Source organism: Candidatus Kuenenbacteria bacterium HGW-Kuenenbacteria-1 (assembly GCA_002839745.1).
Classification (GTDB): domain Bacteria; phylum Patescibacteriota; class Patescibacteriia; order UBA2591; family PGYQ01; genus PGYQ01.
This window is the reverse complement of the sequence record PGYQ01000002.1, coordinates 1-23,924: the sequence shown is the minus strand read 5'-3', so window position 1 is coordinate 23,924 and position 23,924 is coordinate 1. Positions and strand designations below refer to the sequence as shown.

19 protein-coding genes and 2 pseudogenes are annotated in these 23,924 nt (G+C 26.1%); 15 read left to right on the top strand and 6 right to left on the bottom strand.

Annotated elements, in window-relative coordinates; translation table 11 throughout:
• Positions 1–101: 101 nt before the first annotated feature.
• The 3 genes from CVV26_00850 to CVV26_00840 all read right to left on the bottom strand — a co-directional run bounded on the left by CVV26_00850 (position 102) and on the right by CVV26_00840 (position 2,599).
• Complete coding sequence (locus CVV26_00850; GenBank protein PKL72545.1) at positions 102–509, bottom strand: 50S ribosomal protein L7/L12; 408 nt, start codon at positions 507–509, stop codon at positions 102–104.
• A gap of 57 nt (positions 510–566) precedes the next feature.
• Entirely contained in the window at positions 567–1,091 is a 525-nt protein-coding gene (rplJ, locus tag CVV26_00845) for a 50S ribosomal protein L10 (GenBank protein ID PKL72544.1), read from the bottom strand.
• Between the two features lie 203 nt (positions 1,092–1,294).
• Positions 1,295–2,599 carry a hypothetical protein gene (locus CVV26_00840; GenBank protein PKL72543.1) on the bottom strand — a complete coding sequence of 435 codons (1,305 nt, stop codon included), beginning with the start codon at positions 2,597–2,599 and terminating at the stop codon, positions 1,295–1,297.
• A gap of 167 nt (positions 2,600–2,766) precedes the next feature.
• On the opposite strand from CVV26_00840, the gene CVV26_00835 reads away from it, so the two are divergent.
• The 5 genes from CVV26_00835 (at position 2,767) to CVV26_00815 (ending at position 7,571) form a co-directional block, all read left to right on the top strand.
• Positions 2,767–3,435, top strand: a complete 669-nt coding sequence (locus tag CVV26_00835) for a hypothetical protein (protein PKL72542.1) — start codon at positions 2,767–2,769, stop codon at positions 3,433–3,435.
• 293 nt (positions 3,436–3,728) lie between these two features.
• Positions 3,729–3,938: a hypothetical protein gene (locus CVV26_00830; protein ID PKL72541.1), complete on the top strand. Its 210-nt coding sequence runs from the start codon at positions 3,729–3,731 to the stop codon at positions 3,936–3,938.
• A gap of 21 nt (positions 3,939–3,959) precedes the next feature.
• A complete protein-coding gene (locus CVV26_00825; GenBank protein PKL72540.1) occupies positions 3,960–4,961 on the top strand; it encodes a hypothetical protein in 1,002 nt (333 codons plus the stop codon).
• 6 nt (positions 4,962–4,967) lie between these two features.
• On the top strand, positions 4,968–5,372 hold the full coding sequence (locus tag CVV26_00820) for a ribonuclease H (GenBank protein PKL72539.1): 405 nt from the start codon (positions 4,968–4,970) through the stop codon (positions 5,370–5,372).
• A 78-nt stretch (positions 5,373–5,450) separates the two neighbouring features.
• Entirely contained in the window at positions 5,451–7,571 is a 2,121-nt protein-coding gene (locus CVV26_00815) for an acyl-CoA synthetase (GenBank protein ID PKL72538.1), read from the top strand.
• A 17-nt stretch (positions 7,572–7,588) separates the two neighbouring features.
• Here the strand turns inward: CVV26_00815 and murG are convergent, their stop codons facing one another.
• From murG to mgtA, 3 genes are all read right to left on the bottom strand, one after another.
• Entirely contained in the window at positions 7,589–8,671 is a 1,083-nt protein-coding gene (gene murG / locus CVV26_00810; protein PKL72537.1) for an undecaprenyldiphospho-muramoylpentapeptide beta-N-acetylglucosaminyltransferase, read from the bottom strand.
• Between the two features lie 36 nt (positions 8,672–8,707).
• The gene (locus CVV26_00805) at positions 8,708–9,628 is read right to left on the bottom strand and encodes a hypothetical protein (GenBank protein PKL72536.1); all 921 of its coding nucleotides are present in this window, start codon (positions 9,626–9,628) and stop codon (positions 8,708–8,710) included.
• Positions 9,629–9,770: 142 nt separating this feature from the next.
• Positions 9,771–12,329 carry a magnesium-translocating P-type ATPase gene (mgtA, locus tag CVV26_00800; protein PKL72535.1) on the bottom strand — a complete coding sequence of 853 codons (2,559 nt, stop codon included), beginning with the start codon at positions 12,327–12,329 and terminating at the stop codon, positions 9,771–9,773.
• Between the two features lie 364 nt (positions 12,330–12,693).
• On the opposite strand from mgtA, the gene CVV26_00795 reads away from it, so the two are divergent.
• From CVV26_00795 to CVV26_00750, 10 genes and pseudogenes are all read left to right on the top strand, one after another.
• Entirely contained in the window at positions 12,694–12,972 is a 279-nt protein-coding gene (locus CVV26_00795; protein PKL72534.1) for a hypothetical protein, read from the top strand.
• Positions 12,962–13,591 (top strand): hypothetical protein, encoded by a 630-nt coding sequence (locus CVV26_00790; GenBank protein ID PKL72533.1) that lies wholly within the window; start codon positions 12,962–12,964, stop codon positions 13,589–13,591. The genes CVV26_00795 and CVV26_00790 overlap by 11 nt, the downstream gene beginning before the upstream one ends.
• A 169-nt stretch (positions 13,592–13,760) precedes the next feature.
• On the top strand, positions 13,761–14,924 hold the full coding sequence (locus CVV26_00785) for an AAA family ATPase (GenBank protein PKL72532.1): 1,164 nt from the start codon (positions 13,761–13,763) through the stop codon (positions 14,922–14,924).
• Between the two features lie 9 nt (positions 14,925–14,933).
• A complete protein-coding gene (locus tag CVV26_00780; GenBank protein ID PKL72531.1) occupies positions 14,934–16,814 on the top strand; it encodes a hypothetical protein in 1,881 nt (626 codons plus the stop codon).
• A gap of 47 nt (positions 16,815–16,861) precedes the next feature.
• A pseudogene (locus tag CVV26_00775) lies at positions 16,862–17,252 on the top strand (hypothetical protein).
• Between the two features lie 219 nt (positions 17,253–17,471).
• Positions 17,472–18,166, top strand: a pseudogene (locus CVV26_00770) (DNA-binding protein).
• A gap of 122 nt (positions 18,167–18,288) precedes the next feature.
• Positions 18,289–20,757 (top strand): phenylalanine--tRNA ligase subunit beta, encoded by a 2,469-nt coding sequence (locus CVV26_00765; protein ID PKL72530.1) that lies wholly within the window; start codon positions 18,289–18,291, stop codon positions 20,755–20,757.
• 30 nt (positions 20,758–20,787) lie between these two features.
• Entirely contained in the window at positions 20,788–21,165 is a 378-nt protein-coding gene (locus tag CVV26_00760) for a hypothetical protein (GenBank protein ID PKL72529.1), read from the top strand.
• Between the two features lie 60 nt (positions 21,166–21,225).
• A complete protein-coding gene (locus CVV26_00755; GenBank protein ID PKL72528.1) occupies positions 21,226–23,412 on the top strand; it encodes a hypothetical protein in 2,187 nt (728 codons plus the stop codon).
• Positions 23,413–23,684: 272 nt separating this feature from the next.
• Positions 23,685–23,924 (top strand): hypothetical protein (locus CVV26_00750; protein PKL72527.1); only part of this gene is annotated, 240 nt, incomplete at its 3' end.

Below are 23,924 nucleotides of genomic sequence, written 5' to 3'. Positions count from 1 at the left end.
GAGAATTTCCGAAATAATCGGAATGGGGAATTTTTCATCCCATTTAAAATTTGCCCCCTTCCCCTCAGGAACAAATTTTTTAAATTTTTTTATTCTTTTACTTATTTTAATTCTGCTTTGCCACCAGCTTCTTCTATTTTTTTCTTTATTTGTTCGGCCTCTTCTTTAGATACTCCTTCTTTTATCATTTTAGGAGCTGCATCTACTAAATCTTTACATTCTTTTAATCCTAATTGTGTTATTTCTCTAATTACCTTAATTACTCCTATTTTATTATCTCCAGATGCTGTTAATTCTATATTAAAACTGGTTTTTTCTTCAGCTTTTTCTCCTTCAGTCGCTCCTGTGGCTATTGCTGCCATAACTATTGGAGCTGCTGTAGCAGAAACTCCAAATTTTTTCTCTAAAACTTTAACCAATTCCGCTAAATCTAAAACGGATAATTTTTCTATTTGTTCCACTAAATCTTTAAATTTAGCTGGAATTTCAACTTGCATTTCTTCTTCCATAAAATTAATCCTTATAATCCATACGCTTAAATGTTATGGATTTATTAATAAATAAAATTAAATATTTTTTTCTTTAATTGCTTGCAATACACAAACAAAATTTCGTAAATTACCAGCCAAAACATTAACAAACCCAGAAATTGGCGCATTTATTCCTTTTACTACCATAGCTATTAATTCTTGTTTAGATGGTAATTGAGCTAATTTTAATATCTCATTTGGTTCAATAAAATTTCTTTCTAAAATTCCACCACTTATTTTTAAAATTTTATGTTCTTTTTGAAAATCTTTTAAAATTTTAGCTGGTGCAATTTCATCTTCATAACTAAAAATTATTCCCAATTCTTTTTCTAATTTTTTAGAAGCAATATTGTTTAAGTTATTTTTTTCTAAACACAATTTAAATAACTTTTTTTTAGTAACCAAAAAATCAATTTTTTGTTCTTTGCAAAGTTTTCTTAATTTTTGAAGCTCAATAACTTTTAAACCATAATAATTTATAAAAACCATTGATTTCATTTGAGAAAGTTTGTCAGATAATTGTTTAATTGTTTCTTGTTTTTGTTCTTTAGTTTTAGCCATATAAAACAATTTTTAGAAAATAAAAAAATCTACATTTGTAGATATTAAATATAAAATTTATTTTCCGCCTTTTATTTTGCGTTTTAAATTTTGTATTTTTGGCCTCGATAGGTTTTATTCTCTTTTTTTAAAAAGATACCTATTATCTACGGTTATCCACAATATAACATATATAAAAAATATGTCAAATTTAATTTAAAAAATTAATTATTCCAATCTTGTCTTACTAATAATTCTTTAGCGCGTAAAGGTTCGGCCATTATTTCTTTAACTATTTTTTCCATTCTCATTCCTTGTGAACCTTTGATTAAAAGAATATCTCCTTGCTCCATTCTATTTTGAATAAATTTTCCCGCTTCATCAGGAAAATCAAAAGAAAATATTTTATCATTTGACATTCCATTTTCTTTAGCGCTAATTGCAATTTCTCGCGCTTGTTCTCCCAAAGTGATTAAAATATCAATTTTATTATCAATAATTTTTTTACCAATTTTTTTATGTTCTTCTTTACTAAATTTTCCCAATTCTAACATATTGCCCAATATTGCCCATTTTTGCCCAACACAAGGAAGTCGAGACAAAATTTCTAAACTTATTTCAATTGTTTTAGGCGAGGCATTATAAGTTCCATCAATTAATAAAGTTTCTTTTATTCCTTTAATTAAATTCATTCGGCCGGGTGGTGATTTATATTCTCTTAAAGCCTCAGAAATTTCTATTAAATTCATTTTATAAATTATTCCTACTGCTGTTGCTGATAAAGCGGCATAAACACTTACTTCGCCAATAACATCCATTAAAAATACAGGCACTACATTGCCTTGATAATTTATTTTAAAATTAATTCCTTTAATTTTAGCTATTTGATCTTTTAAGTTAAGGCTTTCATTATTTTCTAATTTATAATTTAAAATTAATTCAGACGATCTTAAATCAGCTTCTTCGGAAAATCCAAAACTTAAAATTTGAGCTTCTGTTTTCTTTTTTATTTTTTTAATTATTTTACTATCCGCATTTAAAATTGCCCAACCATTAGGAGGAAGTTGTTTAATAATGCTTTGTTTCTCTTTTATTATATTTTCTAAAGAACCAAAAGTTTCAAGATGAGTTAATCCAATATCAGTTATTATTCCAATTTTACAAGGAGCAATTTTAATTAAATATCCAATGTCGTTTGGTTTGTTAGCGCCCATTTCTAAAATTAAAATTTGAGGGTAATTCTCATCTTTAAAAAAAATTAATTTTAATCCTTTTATAAAAATATTAAACCATTTTAATGGCGATTTTCCTGCAGAAGAACATCCTAAAATAGTCAAAGGAACACCCAATTCATTATTATAACTCCCGATGCTTTTTCTTACTTTAAATTGATTTTTTAAAACACAAAATACCGCTTCTTTTGTTGAAGTTTTTCCAAAACTACCTGTAATTCCAATAATTTCAGGTTTATATTTTGCTAATATTTTTTTAGCAAGAATTTTTAAAATTTTTTGAACAAGATATTTCATGATAAATAAAAATAAATTAAATAAAATTTTTCTTATTTAATTCTATCTTCTTATTTAATTTTGTCAAATTTTTAAATTTTTTTATTTTTTTGTTAATCTATATATTAATATAAAAGAAATAGTTTTTTAAAATTGACTTTTTGATATTTTAAATTAAAATAATAATCATGAAGCAAATTCAAGAAAATAAAACAATTATTATTCATTCCCCGCAAGAATTACCAGATTATAGTCGAATTGAACGGATTGAAGAACCTTGGATGGAAGTAGATATTATTATGCCAACAGAATTTTTAGGTTTAGTAATGCAATTATGTCAAGAAAAAAGAGGGGTTTATAAAAATATAGAATATTTATCAAATAGAGTAATTTTGCGTTATGAAATACCTTTAACCTCGCTTTTAACTGATTTTTATGATAAATTAAAAAGCGTAAGTAAAGGCTACGCTTCTTTAAATTATGATTTTTTAGAATATAGATATTGTGAAGTTGAGAAATTAAATATTATAATTGCCGAAGAGGTAGTTGAGGCTTTAACTGTAATTGTTTATAAAGATGAAATATATCAAATTGGAAGAAAAATAGTAGAATCTTTAAAAAAAGTTCTTCCTCGACAAATGTTTGATGTGAAAATTCAAGCCGCTGTTGGAGGAAAAGTTGTTGCTGCGGAAAAAATTTCAGCTTTTCGTAAAGATGTAACTGCTGGGCTATATGGCGGTGATGTAACAAGAAAAAGAAAATTATTAGAAAAGCAAAAGAAAGGGAAAAAGAAAATGAAAACATGCGGAAAAATTGATATTCCACCAGAAGTTTTTATTGCCGCGCTTAAAAAATAAAGTTATTTAAAAGTGTATCATGGAAATAATCATAGAAAGAATAACAATAGAACCAGTAATAATCCAAAATAATTTATGCAAAGTTTTTCTTTTCATATAAAAAAATAAAATATAAAAAAATAAGTTATTTTATAATAACAAAAATTTAATAAAAAGTGAAGGAATTAAAAAAAAATAAAATTTTGTTAAAAAAAATAATCGCTGAAAAAATTTGGCAAGTATTAAAAAAAGAAAAAATATGATTGTAGCTATTATTTTAGGCACTCCGTCGTTTATAGTGGGTAAATTTTAAGATTTTTTGGATTTTGGGTATAACTAGTGTTATCAAACCAATACCAATTAATTCTAGCGCTAATTTTGATATTTTTATTTGTTTAACAGCAACTTTATTTTTATTTTCAGCTATATTTATTGGAAAAAAATATAAACTTGAAAGATGGCAGGGAGTGTTTTTCCTTTTAGCTTATATTATTTATGTTATTTTTTTAATAAAACGTGGGTAGTTTCTTTTATTAAATTAGTTTATGCGAAAGAAATATTTTTTTTTAATTTTAATTTTATTTTTTTCTTTTTGTTTTCCGTTAAAAACGGAAGCGCAAGAAAAATTAAAAGGCGTAGGATTTTTAACTAAAAATATTTGGTATTCAAAAGAACCTTTTTTTGATGGAGATACTATAAGAATTTATACAATTATAAATAATAATACAGACGAAGATATTATTGGAAAAATTTTATTTTATAATGATAAAAAATTAATTGGTAGTAGTAACTTTTCTGCGATTAGCAGAGGATATGGAATAATAATTTGGATAGATTGGAAAGCCATTAATGGAAAACATTTAATTTCTGCTGAAATTAATGAGGCAAAAATTGCTAAAAAAGATGGAACCTTTATTGATATTGTTTCAGAATATTTTAAATCTTTTACTGATCTCATTGATGTTGATTTTGATACTGATAAAGATAAAATAGGAAATAAGGAAGATAAGGATGATGATAATGATGGATTATTAGATAAAGATGAATTGTTTATGGCTTTAAATCCATTAAATCCTGATACTGATCAAGATGGGGTAATAGATTCTATTGATACAAAACCAAAAGATCCAAGTATTTCTAAAGAAATTTCTTCTTTTCAAGAATCACCAAACTTTACTTTAGGCATTAAAGAATCGCAAGAAAAAATAATTCCATTAATAATGGAGGTGCCTGAAAAAATTAATCAATTTTTTGAAAAGAAAGAGGAAAAATTAAAATTTAAAAAAGAAGAAATCGAAAAAAATCCAGAAATAAAAAATTTTAAAGAAATAAAAAAGGAAATTTTTTCTATAAATAAAGAAAAAAGAGATAAAGGAGTTGCTCAATTTAAAGAGCAATTTAAAGCAAAAGAAGAAAAAAAGAAAATTACTAATTGGATATTTTTAGATTTTTTAAATTTTTTTTTAGAAAAAAGAATAATCATTTTTTATTTTCTTTTAATTTTATTTTTTATCGTTTGTTTAAAATGCTTTAAACGACGTAAATAATTTTTTATGAAATGTAAAATTTTTACTGATGGGGGAGCGAGAGGAAATCCAGGACCAGGTGGGATTGGAGTAGTAATAAAATACAATGACAAGGTTTTAGAATTTGCAGAATATATTGGACATGCAACAAATAATCAGGCGGAATATAAAGCAGTAATTTTAGCCTTAAAAGAAGCCGAAAAATTAAACATCAAAGAAATTGATTTTTATTTAGATAGTGAATTAGTGGTAAATCAATTGAATCGGAAATATAAAATTAAAAATCAAGATTTGAGTTTATTATTTATTCAAATTTGGAATTTGAGTTCAAATTTTAATAAAATTACTTATACGCATATTCCTCGTGAGCAAAACAAAGAAGCTGATCGATTGGTTAATCAAGCGTTAGATGAAAAATATAAAAACATTTAATTAAAAAAATATTTTAATTCTAATTTTCAATTTTGAAATTTTCAAACATTTTTTATTTGAAAATTATGTTTAAAATTTATGCAAAAAAATTTGTTCAAACTTTTTTCCCCTAAATCAATTGTTATTATTGGTGCGTCTCATGAACCAGGCAAGGTGGGTTATGAAATTATTAATAATATTATAAATGGAAAATATAAAGGAGAAATTTTTTTAATTAATCCAAAAGCAGGAAAAATTTTAGGAAAAAAAGTTTTTAAAAATCTTTTAGAAATTAAAAAAAATATTGATTTAGCGATTATTGTTGTTCCAGCAAAAATTTGCCCAGTAGTTTTAGAAGAAGTTGGTCAAAAAGGAATAAAATGTGCAATTATTGTTTCTGCTGGATTTAAAGAAACAGGAAAAAAGGGGATTGAGTTGGAAAATGAAATTAAAAAAATTGCTAAAAAATATCAAATTTCTTTTTTGGGACCCAATTGTTTGGGATTAATTAATCCCAAACAGGTCTTAAATGCTACTTTTGGTATAGATTTTTTGCCTTCAAAAGGAAATATTTTTTTTCTTTCTCAATCAGGCGCGATTCTTTGCGGATTTTTAGATTTGGCTGATCAAAATAATTTAGGTTTTAGCAAGATCATTAGTCTAGGGAACAAAGCCAATCTTTCAGAAAATGATTTTTTAGAATTTGCATTAAATGATTCTCAAACGAAAATAATTTTGCTTTATTTGGAAAGTTTTGCTGACGGAAAAAAAACAATTGAGATTTTAAAAAAGAATTCAAAGAAACCAGTAATTCTTTTAAAGGCTGGTTTAAGCGAAAAAGGGCAAAAAGCCGCATCTTTGCATACTGGCAGTTTAGCTGGTTCAAATGAAGCGTTTGAAGCGTTTATTAAAAAAACAAACATTATTAAAGCAGATTCTTTGCGAGATTTATTTGATTTAGCCAAGGGATTTAGTTTTCAAAATTTATTGCAAGAAAATAAAATTACAATTTTAACCAATGCTGGTGGCTTAGGAGTTTTAGGCGCTGATGCCGTAGAGAAGTTTAAAGTTAAAAGTTTAAAGTTAAAAGTTAAAGATAATTTAGAATTAGTAGATTTGAGTAAAGAGACAAAAGATTTTTTGAAAAAAAATTTGCCATTAGCATGTAGTGTAGAAAATCCTGTTGATGTTATTGGCGATGCTAAAGCTGATCGATATAAAATTGCTTTAGAGTCTATTTTAAAAGATAAAAATGTCTCAGTTGTTTTGGTTTTTTTGACGCCTCAAAAAATGACTGAGCCAGAAAAAATAGCCGAGGCAATTGTTTTGCTTTTTAAAAAATATAAGAAGCCAATTTTTACTTGTTTTTTTGGTCAAAAAAGTGTAAAAAAAGCAATTGAAATTTTAGAAAAAAATAAAATTCCTAATTTTGATTCACCAGAGAAAGCAGTTGAAGTAATTCAAAAAATGCAAAAAAATAATCAGATTTTTAAAGAAATAAAAAACGTTGGGCAATTTAAAATTTTAGAAAAAAATAAAATTAAAAAAATTTTAAATGAAGCAGGCGAACAAAAAAATTTAAAACCAGAAAAAGTAGCGGAAATTTTAAAGATTTGCAAAATTATGTGTCCAAAATTTAAAATTGCTTTTTCAGAAGAAGAAGCAATAAAAAAAGCTCAAGAACTTTCTTATCCATTAGTAATGAAAACTGCTTGTCTAGATATTTTGCATAAAAAAGATATTGGCGGAGTAAAATTAAATTTAAAAAATATACAAGAAGTAAAAAAAGCTTATCAAGAAATTGTTAAAAATATTAAAAACAATAAAGTAATTATTCAAGAAATGGTTCAAAATGGAGAGGAAATAATTATTGGAATGAAAAGAGATGAAGAATTTGGACCATTAATTATGTTTGGTTTGGGAGGAATTTTTGTTGAAATTTTAAAAGATGTTTCTTTTGGCATTGCTCCTTTGGGTTATAATGAAGCAAAAGAAATGATTTTTTCTACAAAAGGTTATCAAATTCTTAAAGGCGCTCGAGGAGAAAAAGAAAAAGATATTAATTCAATTATTGAAATTCTTTTAAAAATTTCTGAATTAAGTTTAAATTTTCCTCAAATTAAAGAAATCGATTTGAATCCGGTTAAGGTTTTTGAAGCTTCTCGAGTTTCATTAAAAAAAGGTTATTCTGTGCTTGATTTTAAAATTATTTTATCTTAAAGAAATAATAAAAAATGTCATAGGTTTAATATGACATTTTTTATTATTTCGACGATTTTTTTTTCTGCGTTTTGTTTATTTAATTTACCAATATTTTCACTCAAACTTTGCAATTCTTTTTTATTTGGAAGTAATTTTCTTATTTCTTTAATAATTAAATTTGGATCTTTTATTAATTCATTTTGATCCAACACAATTGTCGCTTGATTATTTTTAAAAAATTGAGCGTTTTCTTCCTGATGTGTTTGAGGCATCGGGATTAAAATGCTAGGTTTTTTAAAATAACTTAGTTCAGTTAGAGTTCCAATACCCGCACGGGAAATAACTAAATCTGCCACAAGATAAGCATCTTTTATTTTTTTTATTAAAAAATCATATGCATGATAATTTTGAATTGATAAATTTTTATCAATCTTTCCTCCAGTTAAATGAATAATCTGACAAAATTCTGTTAATTTAGGCAAGGTCTGAATAATAATTTTATTTAAATCTAATGCGCCAGTTCCACCACCAATTATTAAAATGGTTGGCAAATTTTCTTTTAAAGAAAAAAATTCTCTTGCTTTTTTAATTTCTAAATCATAATTTATAATTTGTAATTCCTGTCGTATTGGATTTCCTGTCCAAATTGTTTTTTTCTTTGGAAAATCTTTAAGTGATTTTTCAAATGTTGTTGTGATTTTTTTAACAAATGAGCTAGTTAATTTATTTGCCAAAGTGGGCCGAATATCTAATTGATGAATTAAACAAGGGATATGCAATAACCAACCAGCCCAAATTACGGGTACAGCAACAAAACTACCGGCTGATAAAATAATATTTGGTTTGAATTTTAAAATAATAAAAAAAGACTGGAAAAAAGCTATTTTTATTTTAAAAATATCAATAAAATTTTGCCAGCTAAAGTATCGTCGTAATTTTCCAAAAAAAATTTCTTTAAAAGGAATTTTATAATTTTCAATTACTTTTTTTTCTGGTCCATTTTTGGTTCCTAGCCATAAAAATTGAACTTCATTATTTTGTTTTTTTATCTCTTCCGCAATTGCTAATAACGGGCTGACCGATCCCATTGTTCCTCCGCCACACAATAAAATTTTCATAAAATTTGTTAATTGTTTTTTTATTTTTATGATTTATCACATCCACTTTTTTATTTTAAAATATCCAAGCATGCTTACAGACAAAGAAAGCATTAAAAACATAATGAGCCAAAAACTATATGAACTTTCTTCTACAAAAGGCATTTTTACATTCATTCCAAAAATAGCGGCCATTAAAGTAATTGGGAATATAACAACAGAAATAATTGTTAAAAGTTTCATAATTTCATTAAGACGAAATGAAATTAAAGTTTCATTCGTTGCATGCAGGGCGTTAATTGATTCTTTATAATTTTCTAAACTATCCCAAATTTCTTTTGTATATTCAATTAAATTATTAAAATAAATATTTAATTTAATAATAGAAAAAAATTGAGGCGCTTTAATAATCAATTTTCTAATTACGGTTTTGTGAGCCTGCATCACTTTTCTGAAATTAACAATATTTTGTTTAACATTTAAAATTTCGCCGACCATTTTTCTTTCATGTCCGGCAAAAATTCGTTTTTCAATATTATCAATATCAATGCTGATATGATTAAGGATTGGAAAACAATAAAATAAAAGCGAGTTTAAAATTTCATAAAGCAAAGTGGCTGGATTGCCACTTAGATATTCTTCTTGAGAATCCTTATTATTTTCAATAGATTTAAGCAAGTCAATTAAGGGCGTTAATTCATTATTATGGACAATTACCAATAAATCTTTTTGAATAAAAAAATCCACTTCAGAAGAAAAAATTTCTTTTGTTTGATGATCATAAATTGGGAAAATCAAAACCATAAACAAATAATCGGCTCTTTCAACTATTTTTGTTCTTTGAGGAGGAAGTAAACAATCTTTTACATCTAAAGGATAAAATTTACATTCTTTTTCTAAATAGTCTAATTCTTTTTCTCCTGGTTTGTTTATATTAATTAAGGTTAAATTTTTCCCTTTTGTTTCATGAAAATACATAATTAATTTATTAAAATATAATTTTAATTAATTATATTTTAACATAATAAAAAAATAAGTAAATAATTTTACATAATTTTGTATAATATTACCTATAAATGATTTATTTATATAAATTGTACGGGGTTGAACCCCGTATAATTTAACGCATAAAGCTGTGCTGTTTGTAAAAAATTCGTTTTACTATTTCCACTAAAATTAAATAAAAAATTACTAATCCAATGATAACAAATAAAATATTTAAAGGTAATGGAGAAAATTTAAAAAACTTTCCCAATAAAGTATATGGTATCGCCCATCCAATAGCAATCGCCATAAAGGTACTAAAAATAAGCCATTTACTAGCTCTGCTTTGTAAAAAAGGAATTTGTTTTGTTCTAATAATATGAATTACCAAAATCTGAGTTGTTAATGATTCCAAAAACCAACCAGTTTGAAAAGCTGATTCGCCTAATTTAAAAACAAAAAATAATAGAAAAAAAGTCAAAAAATCAAAAATAGAACTAATCGGTCCAAAAGCATACATAAACTTTTTAATAAAACTTAAATCCCATTTTCTGGGCTTTTCTACCCATTCATTATCAACCTTGTCTGTTGGAATTGTCACCTGCGAAATATCATAAATAAAATTATTTAATAAAATTTGAATTGGCAACATTGGTAAAAATGGAATAAAAAAAATCGCACCTAAAACACTAAACATATTTCCAAAATTAGAACTCAAACCCATCATAATATATTTCATTGTATTTCCAAAAGAACGTCTGCCCTCAATAACTCCCTCAATAATCGGTTGAAGATGTTTTTTTGTTAAAATAATATCAGCTGATTCCTTGGCAATATCAACAGCATTATTAACTGAAATGCCAACATCAGCTGCTTTGAGCGATGGCGCGTCATTAATACCGTCGCCCAAATATCCAATCACATCGCCATTTTTTCTTAAAATATTAATTACCCGACTTTTTTGATCTGGAGAAAATCGAGCAAAAATTGTTGTATTTTTTATTTTAGCAAGCAGAGCGCCATTTGAAAAACCATCAATGTCACTGCCCAAAAGTATTCCCTTAATTTTCAACTCAACATCATTGCAAATTTTTTGCGTGACCAATTCATTGTCGCCGGTGATTACTTTTACTTCTATGCCATATTTTTTTATCTGCTCCAAAACCGGCGCTAAATCCTTTTTGGCTGGATCAAGAAAAGACACAAAACCCAATAACTCTAATTTTTCTTCATCTAAATGCGTATATTTATCTTTTGGAGATAATTGAGATTTGGTCGCAACAGCTAACACTCGATATCCTTCAGCGCTCAATTTATGATAATAATCAACAGCAATATTTTTATATTTTTCTGTTAATAAACTTTTTTCATTATTTTCAAAATAATAATCGCATTTTTTTATTATTTCTTCTGGCGCGCCTTTTGTGATTAAAGTTCTTCCTTCCGGACCAACAACCGCTATGCTCAACATTTTTCGTGTAAAATCAAACGGAATTTCTTCAACCTTTTGATAATTATTAATATTCGTATTTTTGTATTCCATTACTGCTTTATCTAAAGGATTTTTTACTCCAGTTTGATGAAAACTATTTAAATAAGTGTATAAAAATACCTGCTCATTGTGAACGCCAAAAATATCAGTGTAAGTAACTAATTCAATTTTGTCTTCAGTCAAAGTGCCAGTCTTATCAGCGCACAAAATATTCATACTGCCAAAATCTGGAATCGCTGATAATCGTTTTACAATAACGCCAATTTTAGCCATTTTTTGCGAACCACGCGCCATTGCGATAGACATAATCATTGGCAACAATTCTGGCGTAACACCCACGGCAATAGCAACAGCAAAAATAAATGAACCCAAAATATCTTGCCTAATCAACGAATTAAACAACATAATCAATAAAACCAAAAAAAATATCACCTTCATTATCAAAAAACCAAACTTTGTAACGCCTAATTCAAAATCACTTTTTTCGTCTTTTTTTAAAACATTTTTTGCAATTTTGCCAAATTCAGTATTTTGTCCAATATTAAAAACAATTGCCAACGCTGTGCCACTAATTACATTTGAACTGGAAAAAACCAAATTATTTTGCAAATTAGTTTGATCAATTGGCACAGCATCAGGCATTTTTTCACAAGGAAATGATTCACCTGTTAAAGATGATTGATTAACAAAAAAATCATCAGCCTCAATAATTCTTGCGTCAGCAGGTACTAAATCGCCAGAACTCAAAAAAATAATATCGCCCAAACAAACCTCGCTAGTTTTAATTTCTTTTTTATTCCCAAAACGAATAACAGTCGCAGTAGCACTCACTTTTTCTTTGAGTTTTTTAGCAGCATTATTAGCGCTGTGTTCTTCAAAAAAATCCAAAATAACACTCGCCAACACCATTATAAAAATAATAACTGCATTAGTAGTTTCTTTAAAATAAGCTGAAATTGTTGCGGCAATTAATAAAATAATAATTAAAGGACTTTTAAAATGCGACAAAAATTCCAATGCAATGTTTATTTCTTTATTTTCTGAAATTTTATTCAATCCATATTTTGTCAATCTTAATTTTGCCTCATCTTCGGTCAATCCATTTTTTGAGGTTTGTAATTTTTGAAAAATATCTGCAAGCGACGAAACAGAAAAATATTCTGCATTATTATTAATATTATTTTTTTGAGAATTATTTTGCATGTATTTTATATATGTTTATAGTTTTTTATTTTAATTTTTTACTTTATTTATATATATTTCTTTTTCTTTTTGGCTGTAAGAAAACAAATTAAAGATTCTGATAAAAGTATAAATTATTTAGCTAAAAAATTCAATCTTTTTTGGAATACTTGTAAAAAGAAGTTTTAAGGATTTTATCCTTACAAAATAAATTACATTTTAACTGAATGGATTTGAATTTTCTTACAAAGCTCTTTTAAAAAACAAAAGAACAAAAAAATCATCCATTTGACAAAATTTGTTTAAAGAATAAAATTGAGCATAGAACAATTAAATTTAAGTATTCTTGGGCCAATAGAATAATTGAAAATTTTAATTTATAAATATGAAAGATAGAACAAAAATTATAAATTTTATAAAAAAAAGACCGCATTTGATTTGGTATGTTAAAAATTATGAAAGGTTAAACGATGAATCAATTGTTGAACATACTTTGAATTACGGTGATTGGGATGATGTGCAAACATTGATTAAAATTATGGGCATTAAAGAAATGGCAAAGATTTTTTATAAAAAATCAAAACCATCAAAAATGGGAAGGCAAAATTATGATAAAAAAGTAATAAATTATTTTAATTTATATTTTAAAAAATATGCAAGATAAATTTCATAAAGAAATTTTAACAAAAGAACAAATTGAATTATTGCCACTTGTAAAAGAATTTATTAAAGATTTTGGTTTAGTCGGTGGAACAGCAATTGCTTTACAGATTGGACATAGAGAATCAATTGATTTTGATTTATTCTCTAATAAAGAATTTAATAATGTTAAAATTAAAAAAATAACAGTAAAAAATAAATATAAAATTAGTAAAGTGTATAAAGATGAATTAGGACAATTTACTTTTTTTATAAAGAATGTTCAATTTACTTTTTTTCATTATCCATTTGAAATTAATTATTCAGAACGATTTGATAAAATAATTAAAATGTCAGATCTTTTAACTCTTGCTGCAATGAAAGCATATGCCTTAGGCAGGAGAGCAAAATGGAAAGATTATGTTGATTTATATTTTATAATTAGAGATTTTCATTCAGTTAAAGAAATAGTTAAAAAGGCTGGTGAAATTTTTGGACCAGAATTTAATGAAAAACTTTTTAAGATTCATCTTTCTTATTTTAATGACATTAATTATCAAGAAGAAGTAATCTTTAAAAAAGGATTTGAAGTTGATGATAAAATAATAAAAAAAGCACTTATTAATTTTAGCCTTGAAAAATAATAATAAAATTTTTAAAATATCTTAATTTAGGGCTTGTAGATGGACTATGTGCTGTGTAAGACAGTTAACGGTTATTGACAGAGTGAAAGTATAGAACCCTTTTTAAATATTTTTGGACAAATTGTAAATTGGATTGACAATTTGTCCAAAGGTGCTAATATGTGAATATATGATTAATCGTATTATTGGTAATAAATTAATAAAATTAGCTTCAAAATTTCCTGTTGTTTCTGTGATTGGACCAAGACAATCTGGAAAAACTACGCTTGTACGTAATATTTTTCCAAAGTTAGATTATGTGTCTTTGGAAGATTTAGATACGCGTGATTTTGCTTTACGTGATCCAAGAGGATTTTTAGCTTCTTATAAAAAAGGAGTTATTATAGATGAAGTTCAAAGATGTCCAAATATTTTTTCTTACATTCAAACTATTGTTGATGAAAAAAATATTTCTGGTCAATTTATTCTTACAGGATCTCAAAATATATTATTGCAAGAAAATTTATCTCAAAGTTTATCAGGTAGAGTGGCAATATTAAAATTATTACCATTAAGTTTTGAAGAATTAAAAAATAGTCAGAAAAAAATAGGTAATATTGAACAATATTTATTTAATGGATTTTATCCAAGAATATATGATAAAAAAATTGCCGCAGTTGATTGGTATCCTAATTATATTCAAACTTATATAGAACGTGATGTGCGGTTAATAAAAAATATTGGTAATTTAAGTGTGTTTCAGAAATTTGTTAAAATGTGCGCTGGAAGAATTGGTCAAATACTTAATTTATCATCTTTAGGAAATGAATGTGGTATAAGTCATAATACTGCAAAATCTTGGCTTTCTATTTTAGAATCAAGTTATATTATTTTTTTATTAAAACCTTATTATAATAATTTTAATAAAAGATTAATAAAAATGCCTAAATTATATTTTTATGACACTGGATTGGCTTGTTCTTTATTAGGTATACAAAATGAAAAACAATTATCAACACATTATATAAAAGGAGGGTTATTTGAATCTTTTGTAATTTCAGAAATTTTTAAAAAAAGATTCAATCTTGGTGTAGAGCCAAATTGTTACTATTGGAGAGATAAAAGTGGTAATGAAATAGATTGTTTGATAGATGAAGGTGGCAAGCTTATTCAAATTGAGATTAAGAGCGGAAAAACAATTTCCAGTGATTTTTTTATAGATTTGCAATATTGGAAAAAAATTGTTGGAGAAAATAATACTAATTTTAATGTAATTTATGGAGGTGATGTAGAACAAAAAAGAACAGATATAAAAATAATTAATTGGAAAAATATGTTCAATAATTTAATTTAAAAAAATTATATGGGATTAAAATTAATAACAAAAGAAGTTATTAATAAAGAAATTATTGATAAATTTTCATATGATTTTATTTTAGAGGATGATGGAGTTTATTTAATAGAAATAATCGCCAGTGCTAAAAATTGGCGACAGAATGTTAAAAATTTAAGATCTTTTTTTAAAGATGATGATTTAGCTTTAGCTTTGGATATAATGGAAATTACTACTTCAAATAGTAATAAAACTGATGCAAGAGCTATTTGGAATGGCAATGAATTAAAAGGATTTTTAAAAACAGTTGTGATTACAGTTAAATTAAAAAAAGGAAAACATATTTTATTTTTTACTCCAGATCAAAAACCATATTTAAAAAGTATTATAATTTCTAAATTAGAAGAAACAGATAAAATAACCTATATCCTTGTAGATAATAATCCGGCGCAAAAAGGAGACAACAGACCATGGCTAAGCTTTATTTTGATTAATTTATCAATCAAAAATATAACTATTTTAGCTAAAGCTGATAAAATAGGCAGAGACGATGATGATATTAAATTAATTATTAATAGTGAAATACAAAAAAATGAAGATAAAAAATCCCATCAAAATTGGTATTGGTGCGGTAAAATTTTAAAAGGCAAGGAAAAAGAGTTTAAAAAAATAGTAGATTTTGATCAAGGCTTTTATTGTGTTGATTTATGGGCGGATGAAAGTCCTTTTTTGGAAAAAATTGAAATAGTTTTTGGGGAAAATGAAGAAAATAATATTAGAAAATATATTTATAAGAGTATAAACGGTAAAGAGGATTATAATAGATTTAATGAGGTCATTGTGGCTAATACAGATTTTTGGAACAATCAATTTTTAAATGACACTGACCCGCCAGAAGAAATTTTAGATCCTAATTTGGTAAAAGCAATAATTTTTCAAGAAAGCAGAATGGGCTATGATGAAAATGCTGGAAAAAATATTATGCAAGTTGGAAATGTTGGCGACCCATCTTTAAAAACATTAAGAGGAGAATTAAAAGAATATTGGATACATAATGGAAAAGAAATTCTTTTAAAGTATGATAATGCGCAAATTAATAATGAAAATGATAGTATTTATTGGGGAATTCGGTGGTTATATCATAAAGCTCAAGGAATAACTAAGGATAATAAAAGATATTGGTTATCGTGGCGAGAAGCTGTTAAAAAGTATGGTCCAAATAATGATAAGTATGTTAATAATGTTTGGGATATTTATACTAAAGGGGTTGATAAAAGAAGTAAGCCGTTGTTAAAATTATGGTTTATTTTTGTGCCATTTATAATTATTTTATTGTCAGGAGCTTTTTGGATTTATAATAATCAAGGAAAAATGTTTTTTAGTTATAATGATGGGGAAGGTGAATGGTTATGCGGAAATAAAGCATGGCTTAATGTTGCTGTTTTAGATGGATTTAAACTAAAAAAAGTTAGAATTAATGAAATTCAAGAAATGAAAGGAGATTGTGTTGGTCTTAAAAAAGGTAGTTTAGAATATTTTTATATTGATTTAGATAATGATGGACAAAAAGAAATTGTGCTTGATAGCCAATGGGATAATGGCAATGTTGTAAAATATTTTTTGAAAATAAAAAAAGATAAATTGGTTTTAATACCGATTAATGGTTTGTACATGTATGGTTATTCAGAGAGTTTAAATAATAAAACAGTATATTTGGATTGGCAATATGAACAAGATAAATATACTTTTGTTACTGAGAGCGTTGTGCATTATTCAAACGCGCCAAATACGATTTTTCGCGACCTTTATCATTTTAACGATAAGGGTGAAATTGAACTTTATAAGCGTGAGACAGAAGAGTTGACTGATCATGTTTCTACTATTGGACGTATTACAGAAATGCCTTTGTGATTTTATTTTAGCGGATGATGGAATTATTTTTTTAAAAATAATATAATATGCAAAAAAACAAAAAGATAAACGTAAAAGGAATGGAAATAATAATTTTTCAACAAAAAAATGAGGATTATATTTCTTTAACAGATATTGCTAAATACAAAAATTCAGAAGCAGGGTTGGTTATATCGCACTGGTTAAGCACCCGGTTTGCTATTGAATTTATGGGAATATGGGAACAAATAAATAATCCAAATTTTAAAGTAACTGAATTCTATTCGCGATTATGCTTTAATTGAACAACTTATAGTATTATCAAATCTTGAAAGCATCAACGCTGTGTTAATTCATCAAGGATTAGCCCAAAATAAACGAATCCAACAACTTAACAATATTGCTATAATACAAATAAAATCGCTTTTAGGAAATAAAGAAATAAAAAAATTAAAATAAGTTTATGTTAAATAATTTTTTAATTTTTAAATTTAGTAAATAAAGATTAAAGCATCGTTTAAAAGTTAGAAAAATTAAACTATTATTTAGAAATTAGAAATTATAATTTAGAAATTATTTTTTATGTATTTATCTTTAAATTGGCTAAAAGAATTTGTTAATATTCCAAAATCCATCACTCCGGAAGAATTGGGTTTGAAAATATAATTTAATAAAATTATGGCAAAAAATCAAAAAATAATTGTAAAAGGAATTGAGATTACAATTATTAAACAAAATAATATTGATTATATTTCTTTAACAGATATGCTTAAGGCAAAAGATGGTGATTTTTTTATTTCTGATTGGCTTAGAAATAGAAATACGGTTGAATTTATTGGTATTTGGGAAAGTATTTATAATCCAAATTTTAATTATGGCGAATTTGCCATAATTAAAAGCAAAGCAGGATTGAATAATTATAAAATAAGCGCAAAAGAATGGGTAGAAAAAACAAATGCAATAGGATTGAAAGCCACAACAGGAAGATACGGTGGTACTTATGCCCATAAAGATATTGCTTTTGAATTTGGAATGTGGATTAGCGCCGAATTTAAAATATATTTAATTAAAGAATTTCAAAGATTAAAACAAGAAGAAAATAATAGATTAAAACTTGAGTGGAATTTACAAAGGACTTTGGCAAAAATTAATTACAAAATTCATACAGACGCGATAAAAGAAAAATTAATTCCAATATTCGCGATTATGCTTTAATTGAACAACTTATAGTATTATCAAATCTTGAAAGCATCAACGCTGTGTTAATTCATCAAGGATTAGCCCAAAATAAACGGATCCAGCAACTTAACAATATTGCTATAATTCAAATAAAATCGCTTTTAGGAAATAAAGAAATAAAAAAATTAAAATAAGTTTATGTTAAATAATTTTTAATTTTTAAATTCAGTAAATAAAAATTAAAGCATTGTTTAAAAGTTAGAAAAATTAAACTATTATTTAGAAATTAGAAATTATAATTTAGAAATTATTTTTTATGTATTTATCTTTAAATTGGTTAAAAGAATTTGTTGATATTCCAAAATCAATAACACCAGAAGAGTTGGGTTTGAAATTAACGACTCATACTGTTGAAATTGATGGAATAAAAAAACAAGCTGAAAATCTTGATGGTGTTGTTGTTGGGGAAATTTTGGAAATTAAAAAACATCCTAATGCTGATAAACTACAATTAGTAAAAGTTGCTATTGGAAAAGAAAAATTAGAAATAGTTTGTGGTGCGTCTAATATTGAAGTTGGTCAATTAGTCCCAGTTGCTTTAATTGGAGCAATTTTACCAAATGGAATGGAAATAAAAGAAGCTGAAATTAGAGGGGAAAAGTCTAATGGTATGTTGTGTGCTGAAGATGAATTGGGATTAGGAAAAGGTCATGATGGTATTTTAATTTTAAATAAAACTGAAGTTGGTCAAAAATTTAATGAATATTTAGGGCTAGATGATGTTGTTTTTGAAGTTGATAATAAAAGTATTACTAATCGGCCAGATTTATGGGGGCATTATGGAATGGCAAGGGAGATCGGAGCTTTTTTAAATATAAAATTAAAGAAATATAATGTGAATACTGTGAATAAGAATGTGAATTCTGCGAATATGCGAATTAAAGTTAAAGTTGAGGATCAAAAATTATGTCCGCGATATATGGCAATTGCTATGGATGGAATAAAAATAAAACAATCTCCTGAGTGGATGCAAAAAAGATTAATTGCTGTTGGAATGCGACCGATAAATAATATTGTTGATATTACTAATTATGTTATGTTGGAATTGGGGCAACCAACACACATTTTTGATTTTGATAAAATTAAAAGTGTAATTTCTAAACAAATCCCATCCGCCAGCTGGCGGACCAAATCAAAAATAAATATAATAATAAGAAATGCGAAAAATAACGAAACAATAAAAACATTAGATAACAAAGATCAAAAATTAGATGAGAGTATGTTGGTGATTGCGGATAATAAAAAATCAATTGCAATTGCAGGTGTAATGGGTGGCGCGAATAGTGAGGTTGATGAAAATACTACTTCTATCTTAATTGAATCAGCTAATTTTGATCCTGTTTCAATTAGAAAAACATCTCAAAAATTGGGTTTGCGTTCTGAGGCGTCAATGCGTTTTGAAAAATCTTTGGATCCGAATTTATGCGAAATAGCAATGGCGCGTATTATGGAATTGATCAAAGAATTTTGTCCGCAAGCTGAAATTATTAGTGAATTAAGCGATGAAAAAAAATATTCTTTAAATCAGGGACCAATTGAATTAGATTTAGAATGGGTTGAAAAAAGAATTGGTAAAAAAATTGAAGAGAAAAAAATTATAGAAATTTTAGAAAATTTGGGATTTGAAATTAGAAAAAATAATAATATTTTAATAATAACAATTCCAACTTGGCGAGCAACTAAAGATATTTCTATTTCAGAGGACTTAATTGAAGAAATAATAAGAATTTATGGTTATGATAATTTAGAATCAGAAATGCCAATTATTATGATGGAGGCGCCAGAAATTAACAATAAACGTTTATTGGAAAGAAAAATAAAAAATATTTTATCAATAGGCGCAAAATTAACAGAAGTTTATAATTATTCTTTTATTGGCGAAGAGCAATTAAAAAAAATTAAAATAAATAATTTTTCATCATTTATAAAATTAGCCAATCCGATTGCTAGTAATCAAACAATGTTGCAACAAAGTTTAGTTTTTAATTTATTGGAAAATATTAAATTAAATCAGGCAAAATATGAAAACATTGGTTTATTTGAAATTGGAAATATTTTTTTAAATTCATCTGGAAATATTAACAAAGATAATAAAACCAAAGACATATTACCTTATCAAGAAAAAAATATAGGGATTATATTGGCTAGTAAAAACGATAATCTTTTTAATAAAGCCAAAGGAGTTGTTGAATATCTAGTGAATGATTTTAATTTAGAAATTAATTTTAATCCAATTAAAGATTGTCCAGAATGGGCGAACAAAAAAACAGTTGCTGAAATAATTATTGCGAATAAAAATATTGGAATAGTAGCGCAATTAGATGAGAAAATTGCCAGTAATGTTGGAATTAAAAAACAAGTTGTTGTTGTTGAAATAAATTTTCAAAAATTTTGCGATTTAATTTTAAATAATCAAAATAAAAAATATCAAGAAATTCCTCAACATCCACCAGTCATAAGAGATTTGGCATTTGTAATTGACGAAGAAATTTTATATAGCGACATTAAAAATGAAATAGAAAATTTTAATTATTTAATTAGTTTAGTTGAATTATTTGATGTTTTTCAAGGAGGCAGATTGGGTCATGGCAAAAAAAGTTTAGCGTTTCATATTATTTATCAGGCTATAGATAGAACATTAACCATTGAAGAAATAGATCAAATGCAAGAAAAATTAATAAAAACTTTAGAAAAAAAATTTAACGCTCAGATACGAGATTTTTGAGAAATTATAAATTTTAAATTAAAAACATCTATGTCTTTAAAGGTTTACATTTTTTTAATATCAATCTGCACAATTCTTTGCTGGGTTTCATTTGGAATTGTTTTGTGGAATATTAATCCTTTTGAAGCGGAAATAGGAGGGTTTATTTTGTTTTATTTTAGTTTGTTTTTATCCTTAATGGGCGTAATCGCATTAGGAGGATCCTTAATTAGAATGAAATTGCATCGTAATAAATTAATTCCTAAGCAAGCAATAATTGCTTTTCGCCAAGCTATTTGGTTTTCTGGTTTGATTATTTTCTTTTTAATTTTACAAGGTTTTAATTTATTGTATTGGTGGAATATTAGTTTATTTATTTTATTTTTGGCGGTTTTAGAATTTTTCTTTATTTCATTAGACAAGAAATAATATTGAAAAATATCTGGAGTGTCTAGAGTTGAACTCTTGACATTAAAAAATAACAAAAAAATGAATATAAAATTAGAAAAATATAATGACAAAGTAATTAGGCGAATTATTATAGGTCTAATTATTTTTTTACCCATAATTTTTAATCCTTTTGGGTTTTGTGTTTTTCCTTTACCTCGAATAGCGTTACTTTATTTAACAACAACTTTTTTAGTAATAATTTTTCTTTATAGTTGTATTAAAAATCAAACATTTATTTATAAAAAATCCTTGTTCTATTTATTGATTGGGGTTTTTTTATTTTTTATAATTTTGTCTGCATTATTTTCTCAAGATAAATACACTGCTTTTTTTGGGTATTCTTTGACATATGAAGGTGTTTTTTCTTGGTTGTGTTATTTTGTTTTATTTTTTCTTGCTAATCTTTATTTTAATTCAGAAAAAGAAATTAAAAAATTGTTTTTAATTTTAAGTATTCCTTTATTTTTTGTTTCTCTTTTTGCGATTGGCGAATATTTTTTCCATTGGCAAATAATGGAATGGCATCAAAATAAAGGAGAAAGAGTTATTTCTTTTTTGGGAAGTCCATCTTTTCTGGGAGTTTATCTTGTTTTACTTTTGCCAATTTATATTAATTTTATCCGTCTAAAAGAATTTAATTGGAAATGGCGAGGTTATTTAATTGTATTGAATTTAATGGCGATTTTGTCTTTGCTAATGACTTTTTCGCGTGGCGCATGGTTGGGATTTAGCATTGCTATGATTTTTTTAATTTTAATTAATCTTAAAAATAGAAATCTTCTAAATCTTCCTTATCAGGGAGACTTAAAGAAAAAGAAATTTTCTGAAAGTCCTCTTGATGGACATCGGAGGGGTTGGGGGATTTTCAAAAAAGAAACCCCCTTAATCCCCCTTATCAGGGGGACAAAATTAATTAGCCCTCTAATAATTTTTACAGCGTTAATTATTAGTGGTTGGCTGTTGATTAATAATACCTATTTTGGACAACAAATTATTGATCGAATTAAATTTAGCTTTGTTCAAAATCCTGCGACCACAGTTAATACTTCTAGTGGCAGGCTTTTGCTTTGGCAACAAACAATAAATATGATTAAAGATCATATTTGGTTTGGCGTTGGACCGGATAATTTTGCGCCAAGCATTCCTAAATATTTTTTGCCAGAATGGCATCTCTATTTTGGACTTCAAGCCGAGAAAGCGCATAATGAATTTTTAAACCTTTGGGCGACAATGGGAATTGGCGCGTTATTGAGCTATCTGATTATTTTAATTTATTTTTTTTATATTTTGTTATCCCGACCGAAGCGACTTATAGAAGCGGAGTGGAGGGATCCCTTAATTCCATTTAAGGGTATTAGTGTTGGTAAAAATTTACAAAATAATTCGCAAACAATTTTAATTCAAGGAATTTTGGCGAGTATGATTGCATATCTTGTGGCGATGCAATTCCATTATTCTAGTATTGATTTGGCACCATTGTTTTGGATTTTTATGGGTATTGCGCTTTCTTTAATTCAGCAAGACGGTAATATTAAAAGTAGAGATGCAAAATTTTGCGTTTTTGCTTTTGTTAAATATGTTTTTGGCGCAATAGCTATTTTTTTAATTTTATTAATTGTACTTTTTTCTTATAAAATAATTCGAGCGGATTATTTTTTTGTTCAAGGATTAAAAAATAACCAAATAGATTTGGCAATAGAAAATTTAGAAAAAGCGATTGAAAAAAATAAAAGATCAATTGATTATTATGTAACATTGAGTGATTTTTATTTTCAAAAAGGAGCGCGAATTAGAGAATTTAATAATTTTGATAAATCCATAGAAATTCTTGAAAGAGTAATAAAGCTTTATCCTAATAATTATCGTTCTTATTTTATTTTGGGAGAAACTTATTTAAAAATGGTTTCATTTGCTCAAAATAAAAATTTGGTTTTTCAAAAAGCGGAACAGGCTTTTAAAAATTCATTAAAGTTTTTTCCTAATTCAGTTGATACTCATTTAAATTTGGGAATTGTTTTTATTCAACAGCAAAAATTCGAGCAGGCCTTGACAGAATTTAAAAAATGTGTTTTAATTAACCCTAAGAAAGTTGAATGTTTATTTAATCAAGGAAAAATTTACGAGCAGCAAAAGGATTTCAAACAAGCGAAAGAATTTTATCAAAAAGTATTAAAAATTGATCCTAATTTAAAAGTTGTTCAAGAGGCGTTAGAGAAATTTAAATAATAAATGGTTTGACAAGGCTCTACATAAGTTTAAATTTTGAATTATTTTTTTGAAATTCTTTGAAGTTTGACTTCGATGACCATTGAAGTCGGTTTCTCAAATTGAATTTATCTTTTATCTTTTTTAATTTTTAAAATCCCCCCAACCCCCTTTATCAAGGGGGCTTTGAAGAGGTTTATTTCTTTCCTTGTCCCCCTGACAAGGGGGATTAAGGGGGTTTTTCTTTTAATTTTAATTTTAATTTTTTAATTTATTTTTTTATGAAAAAAATTATGCAAAGTCTTAAAAAAAGAATGAGCATCCTCTTAATGGTCGCCATTCTTGCGTCAGTCAGTGTTTTTGTTTTTGGCGATGTTTCTAAAGTTCAAGCCCAAGAGCCACCTTCTATCGCTGTTCTTTCACCAAATGGCGGAGAAAAATTAGAAGCAGGTAAAACTTATACAATTACTTGGGAACAAGTGGGTATTAAAAAGATAGACATTCAACTTATAAGTAAATCTCTAAATAATAGT

Excerpts from the sequence above, each read along its gene's own strand:
- CVV26_00815 (PKL72538.1), top strand. The coding sequence starts at position 5,451 with ATGCAAAAAAATTTGTTCAAACTTTTTTCCCCTAAATCAATTGTTATT.
- CVV26_00835 (PKL72542.1), top strand. The coding sequence starts at position 2,767 with ATGAAGCAAATTCAAGAAAATAAAACAATTATTATTCATTCCCCGCAA.
- CVV26_00755 (PKL72528.1), top strand. The coding sequence starts at position 21,226 with ATGAATATAAAATTAGAAAAATATAATGACAAAGTAATTAGGCGAATT.
- CVV26_00795 (PKL72534.1), top strand. The coding sequence starts at position 12,694 with ATGAAAGATAGAACAAAAATTATAAATTTTATAAAAAAAAGACCGCAT.
- murG (PKL72537.1), bottom strand. The coding sequence starts at position 8,671 with ATGAAAATTTTATTGTGTGGCGGAGGAACAATGGGATCGGTCAGCCCG.
- CVV26_00840 (PKL72543.1), bottom strand. The coding sequence starts at position 2,599 with ATGAAATATCTTGTTCAAAAAATTTTAAAAATTCTTGCTAAAAAAATA.
- mgtA (PKL72535.1), bottom strand. The coding sequence starts at position 12,329 with ATGCAAAATAATTCTCAAAAAAATAATATTAATAATAATGCAGAATAT.
- CVV26_00780 (PKL72531.1), top strand. The coding sequence starts at position 14,934 with ATGGGATTAAAATTAATAACAAAAGAAGTTATTAATAAAGAAATTATT.
- CVV26_00760 (PKL72529.1), top strand. The coding sequence starts at position 20,788 with ATGTCTTTAAAGGTTTACATTTTTTTAATATCAATCTGCACAATTCTT.
- CVV26_00850 (PKL72545.1), bottom strand. The coding sequence starts at position 509 with ATGGAAGAAGAAATGCAAGTTGAAATTCCAGCTAAATTTAAAGATTTA.
- rplJ (PKL72544.1), bottom strand. The coding sequence starts at position 1,091 with ATGGCTAAAACTAAAGAACAAAAACAAGAAACAATTAAACAATTATCT.
- CVV26_00790 (PKL72533.1), top strand. The coding sequence starts at position 12,962 with ATGCAAGATAAATTTCATAAAGAAATTTTAACAAAAGAACAAATTGAA.
- CVV26_00820 (PKL72539.1), top strand. The coding sequence starts at position 4,968 with ATGAAATGTAAAATTTTTACTGATGGGGGAGCGAGAGGAAATCCAGGA.
- CVV26_00765 (PKL72530.1), top strand. The coding sequence starts at position 18,289 with ATGTATTTATCTTTAAATTGGTTAAAAGAATTTGTTGATATTCCAAAA.
- CVV26_00805 (PKL72536.1), bottom strand. The coding sequence starts at position 9,628 with ATGTATTTTCATGAAACAAAAGGGAAAAATTTAACCTTAATTAATATA.
- CVV26_00825 (PKL72540.1), top strand. The coding sequence starts at position 3,960 with ATGCGAAAGAAATATTTTTTTTTAATTTTAATTTTATTTTTTTCTTTT.
- CVV26_00785 (PKL72532.1), top strand. The coding sequence starts at position 13,761 with ATGATTAATCGTATTATTGGTAATAAATTAATAAAATTAGCTTCAAAA.